Source organism: Mycobacterium sp. smrl_JER01 (assembly GCF_048513595.2).
Classification (GTDB): domain Bacteria; phylum Actinomycetota; class Actinomycetes; order Mycobacteriales; family Mycobacteriaceae; genus Mycobacterium.
Map to the genome: position 1 here is coordinate 2,326,531 of NZ_JBLXXK020000001.1, position 17,553 is coordinate 2,344,083.

Sequence of the window (17,553 nt, forward strand, 5' to 3'; positions counted from 1 at the left end):
ACAACAGAACTGGCGAACTGTCTGCTACGGAGGTCCCGCCTCCGGGGATCGAGAGGAGTTCTCATGGCATCGGTGCTGTGGTTCCAAGGAGGAGCGTGCAGTGGTAACACCATGTCGTTCCTCAACGCGGAGGAGCCCAACGTCGTCGACCTGATCGTCGATTTCGGACTGGATCTGCTGTGGCACCCGTCCCTGGGTCTCGAACTCGGACACAACGCCCAGAAAGTGTTCCGGGACTGCGCCAGCGGCGAACGGCCACTGGACATCTTCGTGTTCGAGGGCACCGTCATGGAGGCCTACGACGGCCGCGCCGACATGTTCGCCGACCGCCCGATGAAGGACTGGGTCACCGATCTGGCCGGCGCCGCCCAGATCGTCGTCGCGATCGGTGACTGCGCCTGCTGGGGCGGCATCCCGGCGATGGAGCCGAACCCGTCCGGGTCGACCGGGCTGCAGTTCCACAAACGCGAGAAGGGCGGATTCCTCGGTCCGGACTTCCGGTCCAAGATGGGGCTGCCCGTCATCAATGTGCCCGGGTGCCCGGCGCATCCGGACTGGATCACCCAGATCCTGGTGGCGCTGGCCACCGGCCGCGCCGGCGACATCACCCTCGACGACCTGCATCGCCCGGAGACGTTCTTCAAGACATTCACCCAGACCGGCTGCACCCGCGTGCAGTTCTTCGAGTACAAGCAGTCGACACTGTCGTTCGGCGAGGGCACCCGAACCGGTTGCCTGTTCTACGAATTCGGTTGCCGAGGCCCGATGACGCATTCCCCGTGCAACCGCATCCTGTGGAACCGGCAGTCCTCGAAGACCCGAGCCGGCATGCCGTGCCTGGGCTGCACCGAGCCCGAGTTCCCGCACTTCGACCTCGCGCCGGGAACACTGTTCAAGACGCAGAAGGTCAGCGGGATGATCCCCAAGGAGGTCCCCGAGGGGACCGACCATCTCACCTATATGGGCTTGGCGGCGGCCGCGCGCATCGCGGCGCCGCAGTGGTCCAAAGAAGACATGTTCGTCGTCTAGGGACCAGGAAGGACTTTCACATGTCGTCACAATTGGATCTGTTCGTCAGCCCGCTCGGCCGGGTCGAGGGTGATCTCGACGTCCGGGTGACCATCGAGGACGGCGTCGTGACCTCGGCATGGACCGAGGCGGCGATGTTCCGGGGTTTCGAAATCATCCTGCGCGGCAAGGATCCTCAGTCCGGCCTGGTGGTGTGCCCCCGTATCTGCGGCATCTGCGGTGGCAGCCACCTCTACAAGTCCGCGTACGCGCTCGACACGGCGTGGCGCACCCATATGCCGCCGAACGCGACGCTGGTCCGCAACATCTGCCAGGCCTGCGAGACCTTGCAGTCGATCCCGCGCTATTTCTACGCACTCTTCGCCATCGATCTGACCAACAAGAACTACGCGAAGTCGGCGCTTTACGACGAGGCGGTTCGCCGCTTTGCCCCTTACGTCGGGACCAGCTACCAGCCCGGTGTCGTTCTGAGCGCCAAACCCGTTGAGGTGTACGCGATCTACGGTGGGCAGTGGCCGCATTCGAGTTTCATGGTGCCCGGCGGGGTGATGTGCGCGCCGACACTCTCGGATGTCACCCGTTCGATCGCGATCCTCGAACACTGGAACGACGCCTGGCTGGAGGGTCAGTGGCTGGGCTGTTCGGTGGACCGTTGGATGGAGAACAAGACCTGGAACGACGTACTGGCCTGGGTGGACGAGAACGAGGCGCAGTACAACAGCGACTGCGGCTTCTTCATCCGCTACTGTCTCGACGTCGGTCTCGACAAATACGGTCAGGGCGTCGGCAATTACCTGGCCACCGGCACGTATTTCGAGCCGTCACTGTACCAGAACCCCACCATCGACGGTCGCAACGCGGCGCTGATCGGCCGTTCCGGGGTCTTCGCCGACGGCCGGTATTTCGAGTTCGACCAGGCCAATGTCCGCGAGGACGTCGCCCATTCCTTCTATCAGGGGGACCGCCCGCTGCACCCGTTCGACGGCGAGACCATCCCGATCGACCCGGAACAGGGCCGTAAACAGGGCAAGTACAGCTGGGCCAAGTCTCCGCGCTACGCCGTCGGCGACCTGGGCAACATTCCGCTGGAGGCGGGGCCGCTGGCGCGCCGGATGGCCGCGGCCGGACCCAACGCCGCCGCCCACCAGGACGACGATCCGCTGTTCGGCGACATCTACAACACCATCGGCCCGTCGGTGATGGTGCGCCAGCTGGCTCGCATGCACGAGGCGCCCAAGTACTACAAGTGGGCGCGGCAGTGGCTCGATGCACTGGAGCTCAAGGAGAGCTTCTACACCAAGCCGACCGAATACGCCGAGGGCAAGGGGTTCGGCTCCACCGAGGCGGCGCGCGGGTCGCTGTCGGACTGGATTGTCATCGAGGACAACAAGATCAAGAACTATCAGGTGGTGACGCCGACGGCCTGGAACATCGGTCCGCGCGACGGATCGGAGGTGTTGGGCCCGATCGAGCGGGCGCTGGTCGGATCTCCGATCGTCGACGCCGAGGATCCGGTCGAACTGGGACATGTGGCCCGTAGCTTCGACTCCTGCCTGGTCTGCACCGTGCACGCCTACGACGGCAAGACCGGCCGGGAGCTGAACAAGTTCGTGATCAACGGGATGGTGTGAGCTGCCCGCCGCAGAGACGAACGCAGGACCTGGCAACCCGGCGGCACCGCTCGAGCCGCCGGGTTGCCAGGTGCTGGTGATCGGCTGCGGCAACCTGCTGCGCGGCGACGACGGTGTGGGTCCGGTTCTGATCCGTCACCTGTGGGAACGCGGCGTCCCCGACGGCGCGAAACTGGTCGACGGCGGTACCGCCGGGATGGACGTGGCGTTCCAGATGCGGGGTGCCCACCGGGTGGTCATCATCGATGCGGCGGCCACCGGTTCGGCGCCGGGAACGACGTTTCGGGTGCCGGGAGAGGAGCTGGCCGAACTGCCGCCGCTGCAGGGCCTGCACACCCATTCGTTCCGCTGGGACCATGCGATCGCATTCGCGCGCTGGGCGCTGGGCGATGCGTGCCCCACCGACATCACGGTGTTCCTGATCGAGGTCGCCGGTGTCGACCTGGGTGCTGACCTGTCGGAGCCGGTGACCGCGGCCATGGAGGACGTCCTCGCCATCGTCGAGCGTGACTACCTGGCACCGCTGCGGCCGGCGGGCCGGCGCGAGGTTTCGGTGGAGTTCACCGCGGACGGCTATCTGCGCATCGATGCCGAGCTCGCCGCCGCGCGGTTTCCGTCCGACGCGGTGGCTGCGGTCCTGCGCGACAGCACGTTCTGGCTGATTCCACTGCGAGGCCCTCGCAGCGGGGGATTGCTGCTCAAGCAGCGGAATCCGGCGGGTGACCGCTCGGTCCTGGTCGGCGAGCTACTCAGGGAGACCCCACTTCGGGGCGTGTTTCGCGCATTCTGGGACGATGAACAGTCGGCATTGCGCGTCCCGGTTTCGGCATCCGAGGAGCGGGAACGGTGATCGCCATGTGTGAGCGTCCCCAATCCTCCCCGGCGGGTTCCTTTCCGGAGGGCCGACGGCCCACCGTGGTCCGCGCCGACAGTTCCGCCGATGAGGCCCGCACGGTCGACACCGTCGTGGTGCATGAACGCGGCCATTGGGCCGTGGACATCGTCGTGGTGTTCGACGACGGGGTGGTCCGTAAGCGGATCAGCACCCACCGCACCCGCCGGCGGGCGGATCTGGCGGCCGACCTGATCAAGCGGGCCGCGGAGCGCGACCTGAGGTGAGTCTGCTGGGAGGGCCATGACCGACACAGTTGTCGAACCGACCGAGCAGGGTGCTGCCGCACCGGTGGCACGCCCGCAGCCGCTCGGCGTGTTCGGTCTTCCGCTGGGTTTCCTGCTCATCCCCGCCGGCGACGACACCGACGCGGCTCGCGCGACGCTGCTGGCCGGACGCCTTCCCGACGCCTGGCCGGACCGGCTCACCGCGCACCGGTACGCCGTGACCGGTGACCGGGACGCGGCGCTGGCTGCGCTGGCCGGCGACGACGCGGTGACGCGCTACAACCGTTTCGTTCTCGACCCCGACTCCGCGGACCCCGAGGCGGTCCGTGCCGGCCTCGGCGAGTTCGGTGTGCTCGTCGACGTGGTGTTGTTCGCGCTCGGACGCAGCGATGCGGTCCCCGACGCGGCCGGGCTCGACGGTGAGCTTGCCGCCGCGGTGCTCGCCACCGCCGCCTCCGCGGCGGTCGCCGCGGACGCCCCGACCGACGCCGTGCGTCTGCTCGACGCGGCCGCGGACTCCGCCCAGCCGGTGAGCAGAGCGCTGGCCGGTGTCCTACTCGGTGCGGCCGCCGGGCTGTGCCGCACCGGCGACAACGCCGAGGACGACCGGACGGCGTCGGCGCGGCTGGAGCGCGCGCTGCGCCTTCTCGACGGCGCCGACGGGCTCAAGGTCACCCGCGCCGAACTGCACCTGAACGCGGCGGGCATCCTGCACGAGCAGGCGGCGCAGCAACCCGAACTGATGCCGGCGGCCATCCCGCACTACCATTCCGCGCTGCAGTTGATCCGCCGCGAGGACGCTCCGCTGTTGTGGGCCTCCGGGCACGCCGACCTGGCCACCGCGTATCTGACGATGCCGATGGTGGAGGCTTCGAGTCAGCTGCGGCTCGGCATCGCGGCACAGTCGTTGCGCCAGGCGCTGACGGTGTTCACCCGCGACGAACACCCGCAACGCTGGGCCAGCGTCCAGCTGAACCTGGCGAACTCGTTGGTCTACAGCCCTTCTCGCCACCGCCAGGAGAACCTGGTCGAGGCGGTCGAGATCTACGAGTCGGTGCTGGCGACCCGTGACCGCGACGTCGACCCGCACGGCCGGGCGCGCGTGCTGGCCAATCAGGGCAACGTGCTGGCGCACCTCGGTGTGTTCGACCAGGCGAAGGCCAGGCTCTACGAGGCGCGCTTCCTGTTCGAGGAGCACGGTGACACCGAATCGGTGCGCACGGTGCGCGCAGTGCTCGACGAGATCTCGCGCGAGGTGGCCCGATGACGGTCGTGGGCTCCGGTGCGACGGATCTCGATGTCCTGGCCGGCCGGGTCGACGCCGCAGTCGCGGCATTGGCCGACCTCGATCCGGCCGCGCAAGCCGCCGCCGAGGAACTCAAGTCCGCCCTGGAGGACATCCACCGCGCCGGACTGACGACAATCGTGGCCCGGATGCGCGCCGACGACGCGGCACGGCCGCTGCTGTTCCATCTGGTGGACGACCCCGTGGTGCGGATGCTGCTGTCGCTGCACGGCATCATCCGGCCCGATCCGGTCACGTTGGCCGAGCGGGCGCTCAGTGGCGTCCGCCCGCAGTTGCACAGCCATGGCGGCGATGTGACGCTGGTGCGGATCGTCGACCGCGTGGCGTTCGTCGAGCTCCACGGTGCGTGCAACGGCTGTTCGATGGCGGCGGTCACGCTTCGTGAACTCGTCGAATCTGCTCTTTTGCAGGGTGTTTCGTCGCTGTCGGCGGTCGAGGTGGTGGCCGACAGGCCCAGCCCGACCCTGATACCGGTCGAGGCGCTGCGGATGCCACCGAGACCACACGCCGACGGCTGGGTCGATGTGGGTCGCGTCGACGAACTCGCCGTCGACGCCCTCACAGCGTGTGACCATGGCGTCATCGTGGTCAGCCTGGGCCAGCGACTGTCCGCCTACCGTAACGAATGTGCGCATGAGGCGCTGCCGCTCGATGAGGCGATCATCGACACCACCGCCGGTACGTTGACCTGTCCATGGCACGGCTTCTGTTACGACGCGGCCTCCGGCGAGTGCCTGTCGGCACCGGGCGTGCAACTGGAGCAGCTGCCGTTGCGGATCGATGACGGGGATGTCTGGGTTCGGACCGGTCGATGAGCCGTTACACGGTGCGGCATACCATCGCCGGCCGCCCGGCCGGCAAGAGCGCCACCACTCTTGCCGACGATCACAGCGGTGGCTGGCGGCCGCTACGCTGGCTCGGCGCTCCGGCCCCGGGTGGCCTGGCGTTGCCGCAGGCGTCGCCAAGCATGGCGTGGATGTACTCACCGCGCGGGGTTTTCGTCGACGACCGGCATGTCGTCGTCGCCGACTCCGGCAACCATCGCGTGCTGATCTGGCACGGTTTTCCGGACACCGACGAGCAGAGCGCCGATGTGGTGCTGGGGCAACCGGACGGGTTTACGGAGGGCCGCGCGGCGGGGGGCCGCGGCCCCGAGCGTGGGATGAACCTGCCGACCGGGGTCGCGATCGTCGGCGGCCGGCTGATCGTGGCCGACGCGTGGCACCATCGACTTCTGATCTGGGACGAGGTGCCGCAGTCCGACGATGTGGCGCCGGATGTGGTGCTCGGCCAACGCGACGCCCGCTCGGTCGAGCCCAACGCCGGGGCACCGTGTTCGGCGCGAAGCTTCTACTGGCCGTTCGGGTTCGCGATGCTCGGAGGTCGGTTCTGGGTCGCTGACACCGGCAACCGCCGAGTGCTCGGATGGACGGGCGGCATCCCGGAGCCGGGGTTGCCCGCCGATATCGTGCTCGGTCAGCCGTCGGCGTGTGCCCGCGAGGAGAACCGCGGCGGACCGGTGGGTCCGGCGAGCTTCCGGTGGCCGCACGCGATCGCCGGGACGTCGGAACGGCTGCTGATCGCCGATGCCGGAGATCATCGAGTGCTCGGCTGGTCACCGCACCCGATGGGCGATATCCCCGCCGATTCCGTTCTGGGACAGCATGATTTCCTGACCGCCGAGGAGTGGCCGTACGGCCCGCACACCGGCGACCGGTTCCGATTCCCGTACGCCGTCGACCTCGACGATGGTCGCCTCGTCGTCGCCGATACCGCCAACAATCGGATCCTGGTGTGGGACGGCGTGCCGGACGAGGCACTCGGTGGTCGGCCGGCCGACCACGTGCTGGCCCAGCCGGACTTCGGATCCAATGGGGAGAACCGATGGGCGCTGGTCGGTCATGACACGCTCTGCTGGCCCTATGGGGTGAGCCTGCACGGCAACCTGCTTGCGGTCGCCGATTCGGGAAACAACCGCGTCATGGTGTGGCGGCGATCGTGAGACCGCGCATCGTTCAGGACGACGGTCAGGTCGGGTTCCACTGGACGACGGCCGACGGTGCGCCTACCACGTTGAGCGCACTGGTGGCCGCGGACGACGAGCCGGACCGATTGGCGGCGACGCATCTGTCCGCGCTCGACGACGCTCTGATCGACGCGGCGCGGCGGTTCGGCGAGTTGCTGGGTGGCGGTCGTCGCCCGGAGGCGCAGGACCGTGCGGATCTGGCCGAGCTGTATCGCAACCTCGACCGTGCGTGCCTGGACTATGCGCGGGCGGTCGATCATCGGGGACTGTCACCGGATGCGCGGGCCGGCAAGATCATCGGCACGGCGGTGTTGATGTCGATTCTGGCGCGTCACGCACTGGACATGCTGGGACCCGCGCCGTTGGACGGTGTCCTCGACGATCCGACGCTCGGTGTCGTCGGTGGCTACGGCGAGATGGTCCAGGTCGATCCGGCGCGGCCGTGGAAGGGCGGACGCTGGGTGGTCCGCACCGAATCGGGCGCCCGATTGCCGTTGACGTTGTCGATGCTGCTCTACGACAGCTCGGGCACCAACAAGGACGCCGCGCGCGGTGAGCACTGCGAGGCCATGCGGCGGGTGATCGCGGCTGCGGGACAGGCGGGATCGGACCCCTATGACGTTGCGTGCGCATTGGACTGGTTGCTCTACGACTGGCTGATGGCCCATCGCGACGGTCCCGACAGTGCCGAGATCGTCTTCCCCAAAGGCCGGGAGGGTGATGCCGCGGTGGTGGTGGCAGCTGCCGCGGCGTCGGTCACCGCTCGGGCGAGCTTCGACCCGGCCCTGGCGTGCTGAGCCGCCCGGCGCTGGTGGGATCGGTCCCCGGAGCTGCGCCTCAGGCCGGCGTCAGGGTGACGTTGTGCAGCGCGACGGCGACATCGGTGGGGAGGATGTCGACGAACGTCGGAGCGTCCCGCAGTGCCGCACCCGTTCCGAGAATGTTCGCCGGATACGTTGGCGCACAGGGAAAGTTGCTGCACCGGAACCAACGTCCGGGCGGGCTCTGGTAGGGCTGCATGCTGGGGGACTGGTCGACCCGGTAGCGGCCGGGCGGGATGAAGGTGGTCGCCCATCCGTCACGCGGTTGGGTGGTGATGCCGAAGACGCCGTTGCTCCCATAGGGGGCCGCAACCGCGGGTGCCGCGGGCAGCGCGCTGCCCAGCAGAGCGCATGTCGCGGCTGCCGCGAGAGCCGTCGGTCGGCGGTTGGCACGAGTCATGACCCGAGGCTAGCCGGTGCGCAACGGTGACGGCGCACAAGAGCCGCAACGCGTCGACTTCCGTCGTCAGTAGTTGTCGGTGGGTGCTGCTTGGATGGAGCTATGTCCGCGAGGGTCCCGTCCGGTTCCGGCACTGGTGGTGTGGTCCGTGAGTCTGATCGACTCGAGGTGTTTTTCGACGAGTTGGCGGAATTGGCGGGTCAACGCAACGCTATCGACGGACGTATCGCGCAGATCGCCGCCGAGATTGACGATGCAGGTTTGTGGGCGATCACCAGTGTGCGGTCGATGGAGGGGCTGATCGCGTGGAAGCTGGGCACCTCGTTTCGTAACGCCGAGACCATCGTGGCGGTGGCGCGTCGGTCGGAGGAGTTCCCGCGCTGTGTGAGGGATTTGCGGGAGGGACGGCTGTCGTTGGATCAGGTCGGCGTGATCGCCGAGCGCGCGGGGGCGGGCTCTGATGAGCATTACGCGGAGTTGGCTGCACATGCGACGGTGGCCCAGCTGCGCACCGCGGTCAAGCAGGAACCCCGCCCCGAACCGGGTGATTCGGAATCCGGGTCCGGGTCTGATGCCGAATGCGAGCCCGCGGCTGGGCCTGCACCGCGGGCGTCGATCAGTAAGAGCAGCGATGAGCAGTACACCTACTGGCGGATCGCGCTGCCCCATGATGAGGCAGCGACGTTCGAGGCGGCGCTGCGGTCTCATCACGAGGCGCTGGTTGGGCAGTGGAAACGCGACCACAACATCGCCGACCTGGACGTCGACGACATCGAGCCCGCCTGTCACGGAGCGGGTGTCGGGCCGGCGCCGCTACCCGACACGGTGGCGGCGTTCTGGGCACTGGTGAACGCCGGCTGGGATGCCGAGGCTGTCCGGCGTCCGCATGGGCAGCACACCACGGTGGTGATGCATGTCGATGTCAGGGACAAGATCGCTGCCCTGCATCTGGGGCCGGCGCTGTCCGCTGGTGAGCGCCGGTATCTGTCGTGTGACGCGACGTGCGAGGTGTGGTTCGAACGCCACGGGCAGGTCATCGGATCCGGCCGCACGACCCGCACGATCAGCCGCCGGTTGCGCCGGGTGCTGGAGCGCCGAGACCGCACGTGTGTGGTGCCCGGATGTGGGGCGACACGTGGGTTGCATGCTCATCACATCCACCATTGGGAAGACGGTGGATTGACCGAGTTGGACAACCTGGTCCTGCTCTGTCCCCATCACCACCGGCTGCATCACCGGGGCGTCATCACCATCACCGGGCCCGCGGACCGGCTTCGGGTGACCGACAGCGTCGGTGCTGAACTGAAGGCGGGGTCATTGGCGCGTCCCCCATCCAAGGCCCCGCTCGCGGTCCCGCCATATCGCGGACCGTCCGGGGAACGCGCCCAATGGAAGTGGTACACACCCTTCCGGCCCCCGCCGCCGACCACCAACTAGATCTCCGCGACCTCTGGGTGGACGCCTAGAGTCTGCGCAGTCATCGGTGCGACGAGCGAACTTCCTGAGCCGTTGGACGTGACGCTAGGGTGAGCTCATGCGAGTGGGAGTGCTGGGCGCCAGGGGCAAGGTGGGCGCGACGATGGTGGCGGCCGTCGAGGCCGCCGAGGACCTGACTTTCACGACCGGTGTCGACGCCGGCGACTCGCTGTCCACACTCGTGGACAGCGACACCGAGGTCGTCATCGATTTCACCCACCCCAGCGTCGTCATGGAGAATCTGAAGTTCCTGATCGACAACGGAATTCATGCGGTCGTCGGGACCACCGGCTTCACCGAGGAGCGACTCGAGCAGGTGCGGGGCTGGCTGGTGGCCAAGCCCGAGGTGTCGGTGCTGATCGCCCCGAACTTCGCGATCGGCGCCGTGTTGTTGATGCACTTCGCGCAGCAGGCCGCCAAGCACTTCGAGTCGGTGGAGGTGATCGAGCTCCATCACCCGCACAAGGCCGATGCGCCCTCGGGTACCGCCGAGCGCACCGCACGTCTGATCGCCGAGGCCCGAAAAGGGATGCCGGCCAACCCCGATGCGACCAGCACCGGCCTTCCTGGAGCCCGCGGCGCCGATGTGGATGGTGTCCCGGTGCACTCGGTGCGGCTCGCCGGGCTGGTGGCCCATCAGGAGGTGCTGTTCGGCACGCAGGGGGAGACGCTGACGATCCGGCACGACAGCATGGACCGCACCTCGTTTGTGCCCGGGGTGCTGTTGGCGGTCCGCAGGGTCGGCGAACGTCCCGGACTGACGATCGGCATCGAGCCCCTGCTCGACCTGGCATGAGCGAGGGAGCGCGTGCACTGCGCATCCAACTGATGATCGGCTTCATGTGCGCGGCGCTCCTCGTCTACTTCGCGCTGCTGGGCCGCACCGCGCTGCTGCTCGTCGAATCCGGGGAGCCGGCCGCCATCGGGCTGGGTGCGGCCATCGTGATCATGCCGATCATCGGTATCTGGGTGATGGTCGCGACGCTGAAAGCCGGTCTGGCGCATCAGCGTCTGGGCCGGCTGGCACGCGAGCAGGGCATGGAGCTCGATGTCGGGCAGTTGCCGAGACGGCGGTCGGGACGTATCGAGCGCGATGCCGCCGACGCGCTGTTCGCCACGGTGCGGAACGAACTCCAGGCCGACCCGGACAACTGGGTACGTTGGTACCGCCTGGCCCGGGCCTACGATTATGCCGGCGACCGCAGCCGGGCCCGGGAGACCATGAAGAAGGCCGTGCAGATGCACGAGGCGGCGCGGTGAGCGCGACGCTGCTCGTCGTTCACCACACCCCGTCGCCGGGGACGCGGGATCTGCTCGAAGCGGTCGTGGCCGGGGCCCGGGATCCTGACATCGAGGGCGTGAACGTCTCGATTGTTCCGGCGCTGGCCGCCACCCTGCCGGACATGCTCGCCGCCGATGGTTATCTCTTCGGCACCACGGCGAACTTCGGATACATGTCCGGTGCGCTGAAGCACTTCTTCGACACCATCTATTACCCGAGTCTCGACCATGTTGCCGGCCGGCCGTACGGACTGTGGGTGCACGGCAACGACGACACCGTCGGCGCGGTCAACTCCGTCGACAGGCTGGCCTCCGGTCTGGGACTTGTGCGCGTCGCCGATCCGCTGACCGTCACCGGTGGTATCGATGCCGCGGTTCGCTCGCGCGCCCACGAACTGGGCGGCACACTTGCTGCGACGCTGATGGTCTGACGAAGGAGTGGAATGCCCGGTATCGCAGAGATCGCGCTCGCCGGCGCCCCGATCGCCGGTGGTGCGTTGCTGGGGTTGGCTGCCGGCAACATCAAACCACCCGACATCCACTCGATGATCACCAAGGACATGGACCTGCTCGAGCGCATCCCCGAGGACCAGGTGCAGCGGCGCGCCGAGTTGCAGCGCGTCATCGACCTGCGCATCGACGATCTGATCGCCGCAGTGCACAAGAACCGCGAGTTGCGTGAGCTGGCGTCGTCGTATCAGGGCAACTGGCGCGACGTGGTGGTGTTCATCTGCGCAGTGCTGTTCACCATCGTGTGGTGGAACATCGATCACCAGCGCACCAACTGGCTGGTGATGTTCATCGTGCTGATCGTGTTGTCGATCCTCGCCGGTGTGTACGCCGCGCGCGGCATTCTGCGTGGACTGCAGACCTACCTGCGGTCACGTCGGCGCCGGGAGCGGCACCGCAAGTAGCGGTTGCTCCGCAGGTCTCAGGAGTGGCTCCCGGGGTCTCAGGAGTGGCCCGGGGTGTCAGCAGTGGCTCCCGGGGTCTCAGTAGTGGCCCGGGGTGTCAGGAGTGGCCCGGGGTGTCAGTAGTGGTAGGTGTCCGAGGGCGCCGGGATGTGCACGGGATCGTCGACGTCGTCGAACTCGGAGGACTCCAGATCGTACGCACGTGCCAGGTCGAGAATTTTGTTCGCCCGGGCGATCCGGGGCAGGTCCGAACCGTTGCGGATCTCACCGCCGTCGCGTTCGAACTCGACCAGAAACTCCTTGGCCCAGCTGATCTCCTCGACCGAGGGGGAAAGGCCTTCGTTGACGGTCGGGCACTGATCGGGCGTCAAGCAGATCTTGCCGGTCATGCCGAACTCGGCCGAGACCGCGGTCGCCTCGCTGAGTCGCAGCGCGCTGGATCCGACAGTGGGGCCGTCGATGGCGCTCGGTAGATGCGCCGCCTTCGCCGCGATCGTGAAACGTGAGCGGGCGTAGGCCAGGGTGGTCGGATTGTCCCCGAAACCGGTGTCGCGACGAAAATCTCCGATGCCGAAGGCCAACCGGAATGTGCCCTTCGCCGAGGCGATCTCGGTGATGCGCTCCAATCCGCGCGCGGTCTCCACCAGGGCGACGATCGGCACGTTCGGCAGCCGCTTGGCGGTCTCGGTGACGTGGTCCACCGATTCCACCATTGCCAGCATCACGCCGCCCACCGAGCTGCCGGCCAGCATCTCCAGATCACCGGCCCACCAGTCGGTGCCGAAACCGTTGACGCGCACCCAGTCGTCGTGCCCGTCGGAGAGCCAACGCGTGACATTCTCGCGGGCCTTCACCTTGTCCTTCGGCGCCACCGCGTCCTCGATGTCGAGGACCACGATGTCGGCTCTGGACTCCGAGGCCGGTCCGAAGCGTTCGAATTGCGCACCGTTGACGAGCAGCCAGCTGCGGGCCAGGACGGGATCGATCCGTCTGCCGTGCTCGCCGAAAGCCGATTCGCTGAACGTATGGTCATACACGCTGCTCACCCTAGGTGAGCGGCGAAGAAGGAGCGCATCGCGTCCCAGTGGCGCCGCGCCGCGGGCTCGTCGTAGGGGCCGTTGTCGGGTACCGCGAACCCGTGGAACGCCGAGTACCACTCGATGGTGTGCTCGACGCCCGCAGCCGACAGCGCCTTCTCCAGCCGTTCGCCGTCCTCGGTGGTGAACGACCGATCGTTGTGCGCCGCTCCGACGTACACTGCTGCCCGCATGTTCTCGGCGAGCAGGTGGGGACTGGTGGCGTCCTCGGTGGCCAGACCACCACCGTGGAAGGACATCGCCGCCGCGACCCGATCGGGAACGCGGCCTGCCACCACCAGCGAGGTCCGCCCGCCCATGCAGTACCCGGTGGTGCCGAACGACGTGCCGCGCACTTCGGGGCGTGCTGTCAGATAGTCGAAGAACGCGGTGGCGTCGGAGGCCATGACGTCGGGGGTGATCATCGAGATCATGGCGAACAGCCGGGCGCGCTCGCGCTCATCCTCGAAGACGGTGGTCATGTCGAACGGAGCCCAGTCGCCGTCGCGGTAGTACACGTCGGGCACCAGGACCGCGTAGCCGTAGCCGGCGAGCCTGTCGGCCATGGCGCGGAACGTGGGGCGAACACCCCCGGCGTCGGGATACATCACCACGGCGGGCCACGGTCCGCCGGAGTCCGGGGTGTGCAGGCTGACCGGGCAGGCGCCGTCAGCGGTTGTCACGGTGTCGGTGATCCTCGGCATGGGTCCGTTCTACTCCCACCGTGTGCACGTAAGCTGAGCGCGTGCCGATCGCCACCCCGTACGAAGATCTGTTGCGTCTGGTGCTCGCGACCGGAACCGCGAAATCCGACCGCACCGGCACCGGCACCCGCAGTCTGTTCGGTCATCAGATGCGCTATGACCTCACCGCCGGTTTCCCGCTGATCACCACCAAGAAGGTGCACACCAAGTCGATCGTCTACGAGCTGCTCTGGTTCCTGCGCGGCGAGTCCAATGTCACATGGCTGCAGCAGCACGGCGTCACGATCTGGGACGAGTGGGCTTCTCCGACAGGCGATCTCGGCCCGATCTACGGGGTGCAGTGGCGGTCGTGGCCGACGCCGTCGGGTGCGCACATCGATCAGATCAGCGCGGCGCTGGAGTTGCTGCGGCGCGATCCCGACTCGCGCCGCAACATCGTCTCGGCCTGGAACGTCGGTGACATTCCGCAGATGGCGTTGCCGCCGTGCCACGCCTTCTTCCAGTTCTACGTCGCCGACGGCCGGTTGTCCTGCCAGCTGTACCAGCGCAGCGCCGATCTGTTCCTCGGGGTGCCGTTCAACATCGCCAGCTACGCGCTGCTCACCCACATGATGGCGGCCCAGGCTGGTCTGGGTGTCGGCGAGTTCGTCTGGACCGGCGGGGATTGTCATATCTACGACAACCACGTCGACCAGGTCACCGAGCAGCTTTCCCGCGATCCGCGACCCTATCCGGAACTCGTTCTCGCGCCGCGGGATTCGATCTTCGATTACACCTACGAGGATGTTGTGATCAACAACTATGACCCGCACCCGGCGATCAAGGCGCCGGTGGCGGTATGAGGACTGCTTGCAGGTCCGAATTGACGGTCCAGAGGACTGCTTGCAGGTCCGAATTGACGGTCCAGAGGACTGCTTGCAGGTCCGAATTGACGGTCCAGAGGACTGCTTGCAGGTCCGAATCGACGGTCCAGAGGACTGCTTGCAGGTCCGAATCGACGGTCCAGAGGACTGCTTGCAGGTCCGAATCGTGACCGTCGCCGAACTCACCATGATCTGGGCGCAGTCCAGTTCCGGGGTTATCGGCCGGGGCAACGCGATCCCGTGGCGGGTGCCCGAGGACATGGCGCGCTTCAAAGAGCTCACCATGGGGCACACCGTCATCATGGGGCGGCTGACCTGGGAGTCGCTGCCCGCGAAGTTCCGTCCGCTGCCCGGCCGCAGAAGCGTGGTGGTGACCCGTCAGCCCGGCTACCGGGCCGAGGGAGCCGAGGTGGTGACCGCACTGGAGGACGCGCCGCTGGACGACGCCTGGGTGATCGGGGGCTCCCAGATCTATGGGCTGGCCATGCCGCTGGCGACGCGCTGCGAAATCACCGAAGTCGACGTCGACCTGCGCAGAGAGGATGACGACGCGCTCGCGCCGGTTCTCGACGAGGCTTGGGTCGGCACCGAAGGGGAGTGGCGGGACAGTTCGTCGGGTCTGCGCTACCGGTTCTACAGCTTCGTCCGTAAGTAGGCGCGGCACCGCCGGCCAGCGGCAGCGACGACGCGGTGCGAACGCCCTGTCGGTGCGATGGGCGACGATGTCGTGATGGCCTCCTCTCTCCGTGGCGCGGTGCTGACCGCTGCACAGGCCCGCCGGACCGCCGTCGCCGCTCAGGGCTTCCACGAGCCCAGACCTGCCGGCCCGGTGACCCGCGCCCACCTGAAGCGGTTGATCGCGCGGCTACAGGTGCTGCAGCTGGATTCGGTGTCGGTGTCCGTTCGCGCCCACTACGCGCCGGTGTTCAGCCGGCTGGGACCCTATGACCGCGGTCTGCTCGACCGCGCCGCGTGGAGCCATTCGGCGCGGTCGCCGCGGCTGCTTGTCGAGTACTGGGCGCACGAGGCGGCGCTGATGTCGGTCGACGACTGGCCGCTGCTGCGCTGGCGGATGCGCGAGTATCAGCACGGCCGGTGGGGTGTGGAGATCGTCAAACGCAACCGCAGTCTCGCCGAGTCCGTGGTGGACGCCGTCTCCGTGCTGGGGCCGGCGACGGCGGGTCAGATCGAGGCCTATCTGGAGTCGGAGCCGCGGGGTCGCAAGGGTCCGTGGTGGGATCGCAGCGACACCAAATGGGTGGCCGAGGCGCTGTGGTCGGCCGGGGTGCTCACGACGGCGACCCGGGTCGGGTTCGCGCGCCATTACGACCTCACCGAGCGGGTGCTGCCGGCCGATGTCGTGGACCGTGAGGTCGAGGAGGCAGACGCCGTCCGGGAACTGACGTTGCGGGCGGCCGGCGCGTTGGGGGTGGCCACCGAGGCCGATCTCAGGGATTACTTCCGCCTCGGTGCCCGCCAGATCAAACCCGCCATCGCCGATCTCGTCGCCGCCGGCGAGCTGGAACCGGTGCAGGTCGACGGATGGCCGGCGCAGGCATACCTGCGCGCCGGGCAGGTCGTGCCGCGGCGGGACCGTGGAACCGCTCTGCTGTGCCCGTTCGATCCGCTGGTTTTCTTCCGGCCCCGCGTCGAGCGGCTGTTCGGCGGTTTCCACTATCGCATCGAGATCTACACCCCGGCGGCCAAGCGACGATTCGGCTACTACGTGTGGCCTTTCCTGCTCGACGGCGATCTGGTCGGCCGCGTCGATCTCAAAGCCGACCGGTCCTCGGGCGTCCTGCAGGTGCTCGGCGCGTTCGCCGAGGACGGGCGGGACCGGGTCCGTGTCGCGTCGGCGCTCGCCGCCGAGTTGCGATCGATGGCCGGTTGGTTGGGTCTGACGGAGGTGGCCCTAGGACCGCGCGGTGATCTGGTGGCGGAGCTGGGCTCGGCCTTGGTTAGCTGAGCGCATGGATTTTCTGCGCACCCCTGACGAGCGCTTCGCCGACCTGCCCGATTTCCCGTTCGCACCGCACTATGTAGACGTCGACGGACTGCGTGTGCATTACCTCGACGAGGGCCCGCCCGACGGGGAGGTGGTGCTGCTTCTGCACGGCGAGCCGTCGTGGAGCTACCTGTACCGCCGGATGATCCCGGTCCTGGTCGGGGCGGGACTACGGGCTGTTGCCATCGACCTGGTGGGGTTCGGCCGCAGCGACAAGCCGACCCGGCGGGAGGATTACACCTACCAGGCGCATGTGGACTGGACCTGGGCCGCGGTCGAGGCGATCGGTCTGGAGGCGATGACGTTGGTATGCCAGGACTGGGGCGGGCTGATCGGGTTGCGATTGGTCGGCGAGCATCCGGAGCGATTCACCCGGGTGGTGGCGGCCAACACCACCCTGCCGACCGGTGACCAACAGCCGGGTGAGGCGTTTCTGGCCTGGCAGCGGTTCAGTCAGGAAAGTCCGGACTTTCCGGTCGGCAAGATCATCAACGGGGGGTGCGTCTCGACGCTGTCTGCGGAGGTGATCGCCGCCTACGACGCGCCGTTCCCCGACGACACCTTCAAGGCCGGCGCGCGTCAGTTTCCCACGCTGGTGCCGATCAGCCCGGATGATCCGGCCGCTCCGGCGAACCGCGCGGCCTGGGAGGGACTGCGCGGATTCGACAAGCCGTTCCTGTGCGCGTTCTCCGATTCCGATCCGATCACCGAGGGCGGCGACGTGCCGCTGCGCCGGCTCATCCCGGGTGCGCAGGGGCAACCGGGCGTGACCATCGCCGGTGGGGGACACTTTCTGCAGGAGGACAAGGGTCGCGAGCTTGCGGCCGTCGTGGTGGATTTCGTCGCCGCCAATCCGGCATAGACGCTCTGTGCAGGCGATGCCGGACCCCACGACGTACGGG

Annotated in this window: 20 protein-coding genes; 17 read left to right on the plus strand and 3 right to left on the minus strand. The window is 67.8% G+C overall.

Annotated features, from left to right (window positions below):
• The first annotated feature begins 63 nt into the window (after window positions 1-63).
• The 8 genes from ACNUDN_RS10975 to ACNUDN_RS11010 all read left to right on the plus strand — a co-directional run bounded on the left by ACNUDN_RS10975 (window position 64) and on the right by ACNUDN_RS11010 (window position 7,908).
• Window positions 64-1,029, plus strand: coding sequence for an NADH-quinone oxidoreductase subunit B family protein (locus ACNUDN_RS10975; RefSeq protein WP_419121964.1), 966 nt, complete (start codon window positions 64-66; stop codon window positions 1,027-1,029).
• Window positions 1,030-1,049: 20 nt separating this feature from the next.
• Window positions 1,050-2,660, plus strand: a complete 1,611-nt coding sequence (locus ACNUDN_RS10980) for a nickel-dependent hydrogenase large subunit (RefSeq protein ID WP_419121965.1) — start codon at window positions 1,050-1,052, stop codon at window positions 2,658-2,660.
• Between the two features lie 76 nt (window positions 2,661-2,736).
• A complete protein-coding gene (locus ACNUDN_RS10985; protein WP_419125112.1) occupies window positions 2,737-3,510 on the plus strand; it encodes a hydrogenase maturation protease in 774 nt (257 codons plus the stop codon).
• A 5-nt stretch (window positions 3,511-3,515) separates the two neighbouring features.
• Window positions 3,516-3,779 carry a hypothetical protein gene (locus ACNUDN_RS10990; RefSeq protein ID WP_419121966.1) on the plus strand — a complete coding sequence of 88 codons (264 nt, stop codon included), beginning with the start codon at window positions 3,516-3,518 and terminating at the stop codon, window positions 3,777-3,779.
• A 16-nt stretch (window positions 3,780-3,795) separates the two neighbouring features.
• Window positions 3,796-5,046 carry a hypothetical protein gene (locus ACNUDN_RS10995; protein WP_419121967.1) on the plus strand — a complete coding sequence of 417 codons (1,251 nt, stop codon included), beginning with the start codon at window positions 3,796-3,798 and terminating at the stop codon, window positions 5,044-5,046.
• Complete coding sequence (locus ACNUDN_RS11000; RefSeq protein ID WP_419121968.1) at window positions 5,043-5,900, plus strand: NifU family protein; 858 nt, start codon at window positions 5,043-5,045, stop codon at window positions 5,898-5,900. Before ACNUDN_RS10995 ends, ACNUDN_RS11000 begins: the two co-directional genes overlap by 4 nt.
• On the plus strand, window positions 5,897-7,087 hold the full coding sequence (locus tag ACNUDN_RS11005; RefSeq protein ID WP_419121969.1) for an NHL repeat-containing protein: 1,191 nt from the start codon (window positions 5,897-5,899) through the stop codon (window positions 7,085-7,087). Before ACNUDN_RS11000 ends, ACNUDN_RS11005 begins: the two co-directional genes overlap by 4 nt.
• Window positions 7,084-7,908 carry a hypothetical protein gene (locus ACNUDN_RS11010; RefSeq protein ID WP_419121970.1) on the plus strand — a complete coding sequence of 275 codons (825 nt, stop codon included), beginning with the start codon at window positions 7,084-7,086 and terminating at the stop codon, window positions 7,906-7,908. Before ACNUDN_RS11005 ends, ACNUDN_RS11010 begins: the two co-directional genes overlap by 4 nt.
• A gap of 40 nt (window positions 7,909-7,948) precedes the next feature.
• Here ACNUDN_RS11010 and ACNUDN_RS11015 read toward each other — a convergent pair whose 3' ends face one another.
• Window positions 7,949-8,332, minus strand: a complete 384-nt coding sequence (locus ACNUDN_RS11015; RefSeq protein WP_419121971.1) for a hypothetical protein — start codon at window positions 8,330-8,332, stop codon at window positions 7,949-7,951.
• A 102-nt stretch (window positions 8,333-8,434) separates the two neighbouring features.
• Here ACNUDN_RS11015 and ACNUDN_RS11020 point away from each other — a divergent pair, with 102 nt between their 5' ends.
• The 5 genes from ACNUDN_RS11020 to ACNUDN_RS11040 all read left to right on the plus strand — a co-directional run bounded on the left by ACNUDN_RS11020 (window position 8,435) and on the right by ACNUDN_RS11040 (window position 12,003).
• Window positions 8,435-9,769: an HNH endonuclease signature motif containing protein gene (locus ACNUDN_RS11020; RefSeq protein ID WP_419121972.1), complete on the plus strand. Its 1,335-nt coding sequence runs from the start codon at window positions 8,435-8,437 to the stop codon at window positions 9,767-9,769.
• A gap of 97 nt (window positions 9,770-9,866) precedes the next feature.
• Window positions 9,867-10,604: a 4-hydroxy-tetrahydrodipicolinate reductase gene (gene dapB / locus ACNUDN_RS11025; protein ID WP_419121973.1), complete on the plus strand. Its 738-nt coding sequence runs from the start codon at window positions 9,867-9,869 to the stop codon at window positions 10,602-10,604.
• A complete protein-coding gene (locus ACNUDN_RS11030) occupies window positions 10,601-11,068 on the plus strand; it encodes a hypothetical protein (protein WP_419121974.1) in 468 nt (155 codons plus the stop codon). The genes dapB and ACNUDN_RS11030 overlap by 4 nt, the downstream gene beginning before the upstream one ends.
• Complete coding sequence (locus ACNUDN_RS11035; protein ID WP_419121975.1) at window positions 11,065-11,520, plus strand: flavodoxin family protein; 456 nt, start codon at window positions 11,065-11,067, stop codon at window positions 11,518-11,520. The genes ACNUDN_RS11030 and ACNUDN_RS11035 overlap by 4 nt, the downstream gene beginning before the upstream one ends.
• 12 nt (window positions 11,521-11,532) lie before the next feature.
• On the plus strand, window positions 11,533-12,003 hold the full coding sequence (locus ACNUDN_RS11040; protein ID WP_419121976.1) for a hypothetical protein: 471 nt from the start codon (window positions 11,533-11,535) through the stop codon (window positions 12,001-12,003).
• Between the two features lie 116 nt (window positions 12,004-12,119).
• Here the strand turns inward: ACNUDN_RS11040 and ACNUDN_RS11045 are convergent, their stop codons facing one another.
• Both ACNUDN_RS11045 and ACNUDN_RS11050 read right to left on the minus strand, forming a co-directional pair.
• Window positions 12,120-13,040, minus strand: a complete 921-nt coding sequence (locus ACNUDN_RS11045; RefSeq protein ID WP_498450152.1) for an HpcH/HpaI aldolase/citrate lyase family protein — start codon at window positions 13,038-13,040, stop codon at window positions 12,120-12,122.
• 5 nt (window positions 13,041-13,045) lie between these two features.
• Complete coding sequence (locus ACNUDN_RS11050; protein ID WP_419121978.1) at window positions 13,046-13,783, minus strand: dienelactone hydrolase family protein; 738 nt, start codon at window positions 13,781-13,783, stop codon at window positions 13,046-13,048.
• 41 nt (window positions 13,784-13,824) lie between these two features.
• Between ACNUDN_RS11050 and ACNUDN_RS11055 the strand changes: the two genes are divergently transcribed.
• The 4 genes from ACNUDN_RS11055 to ACNUDN_RS11070 all read left to right on the plus strand — a co-directional run bounded on the left by ACNUDN_RS11055 (window position 13,825) and on the right by ACNUDN_RS11070 (window position 17,513).
• Entirely contained in the window at window positions 13,825-14,625 is an 801-nt protein-coding gene (locus ACNUDN_RS11055; protein ID WP_419121979.1) for a thymidylate synthase, read from the plus strand.
• A 208-nt stretch (window positions 14,626-14,833) separates the two neighbouring features.
• Window positions 14,834-15,301 carry a dihydrofolate reductase gene (locus ACNUDN_RS11060; RefSeq protein ID WP_419125113.1) on the plus strand — a complete coding sequence of 156 codons (468 nt, stop codon included), beginning with the start codon at window positions 14,834-14,836 and terminating at the stop codon, window positions 15,299-15,301.
• Window positions 15,302-15,376: 75 nt separating this feature from the next.
• Entirely contained in the window at window positions 15,377-16,612 is a 1,236-nt protein-coding gene (locus ACNUDN_RS11065; protein ID WP_419121980.1) for a winged helix-turn-helix domain-containing protein, read from the plus strand.
• 4 nt (window positions 16,613-16,616) lie between these two features.
• Window positions 16,617-17,513 (plus strand): haloalkane dehalogenase, encoded by an 897-nt coding sequence (locus tag ACNUDN_RS11070; protein WP_419121981.1) that lies wholly within the window; start codon window positions 16,617-16,619, stop codon window positions 17,511-17,513.
• Window positions 17,514-17,553: the final 40 nt, after the last annotated feature.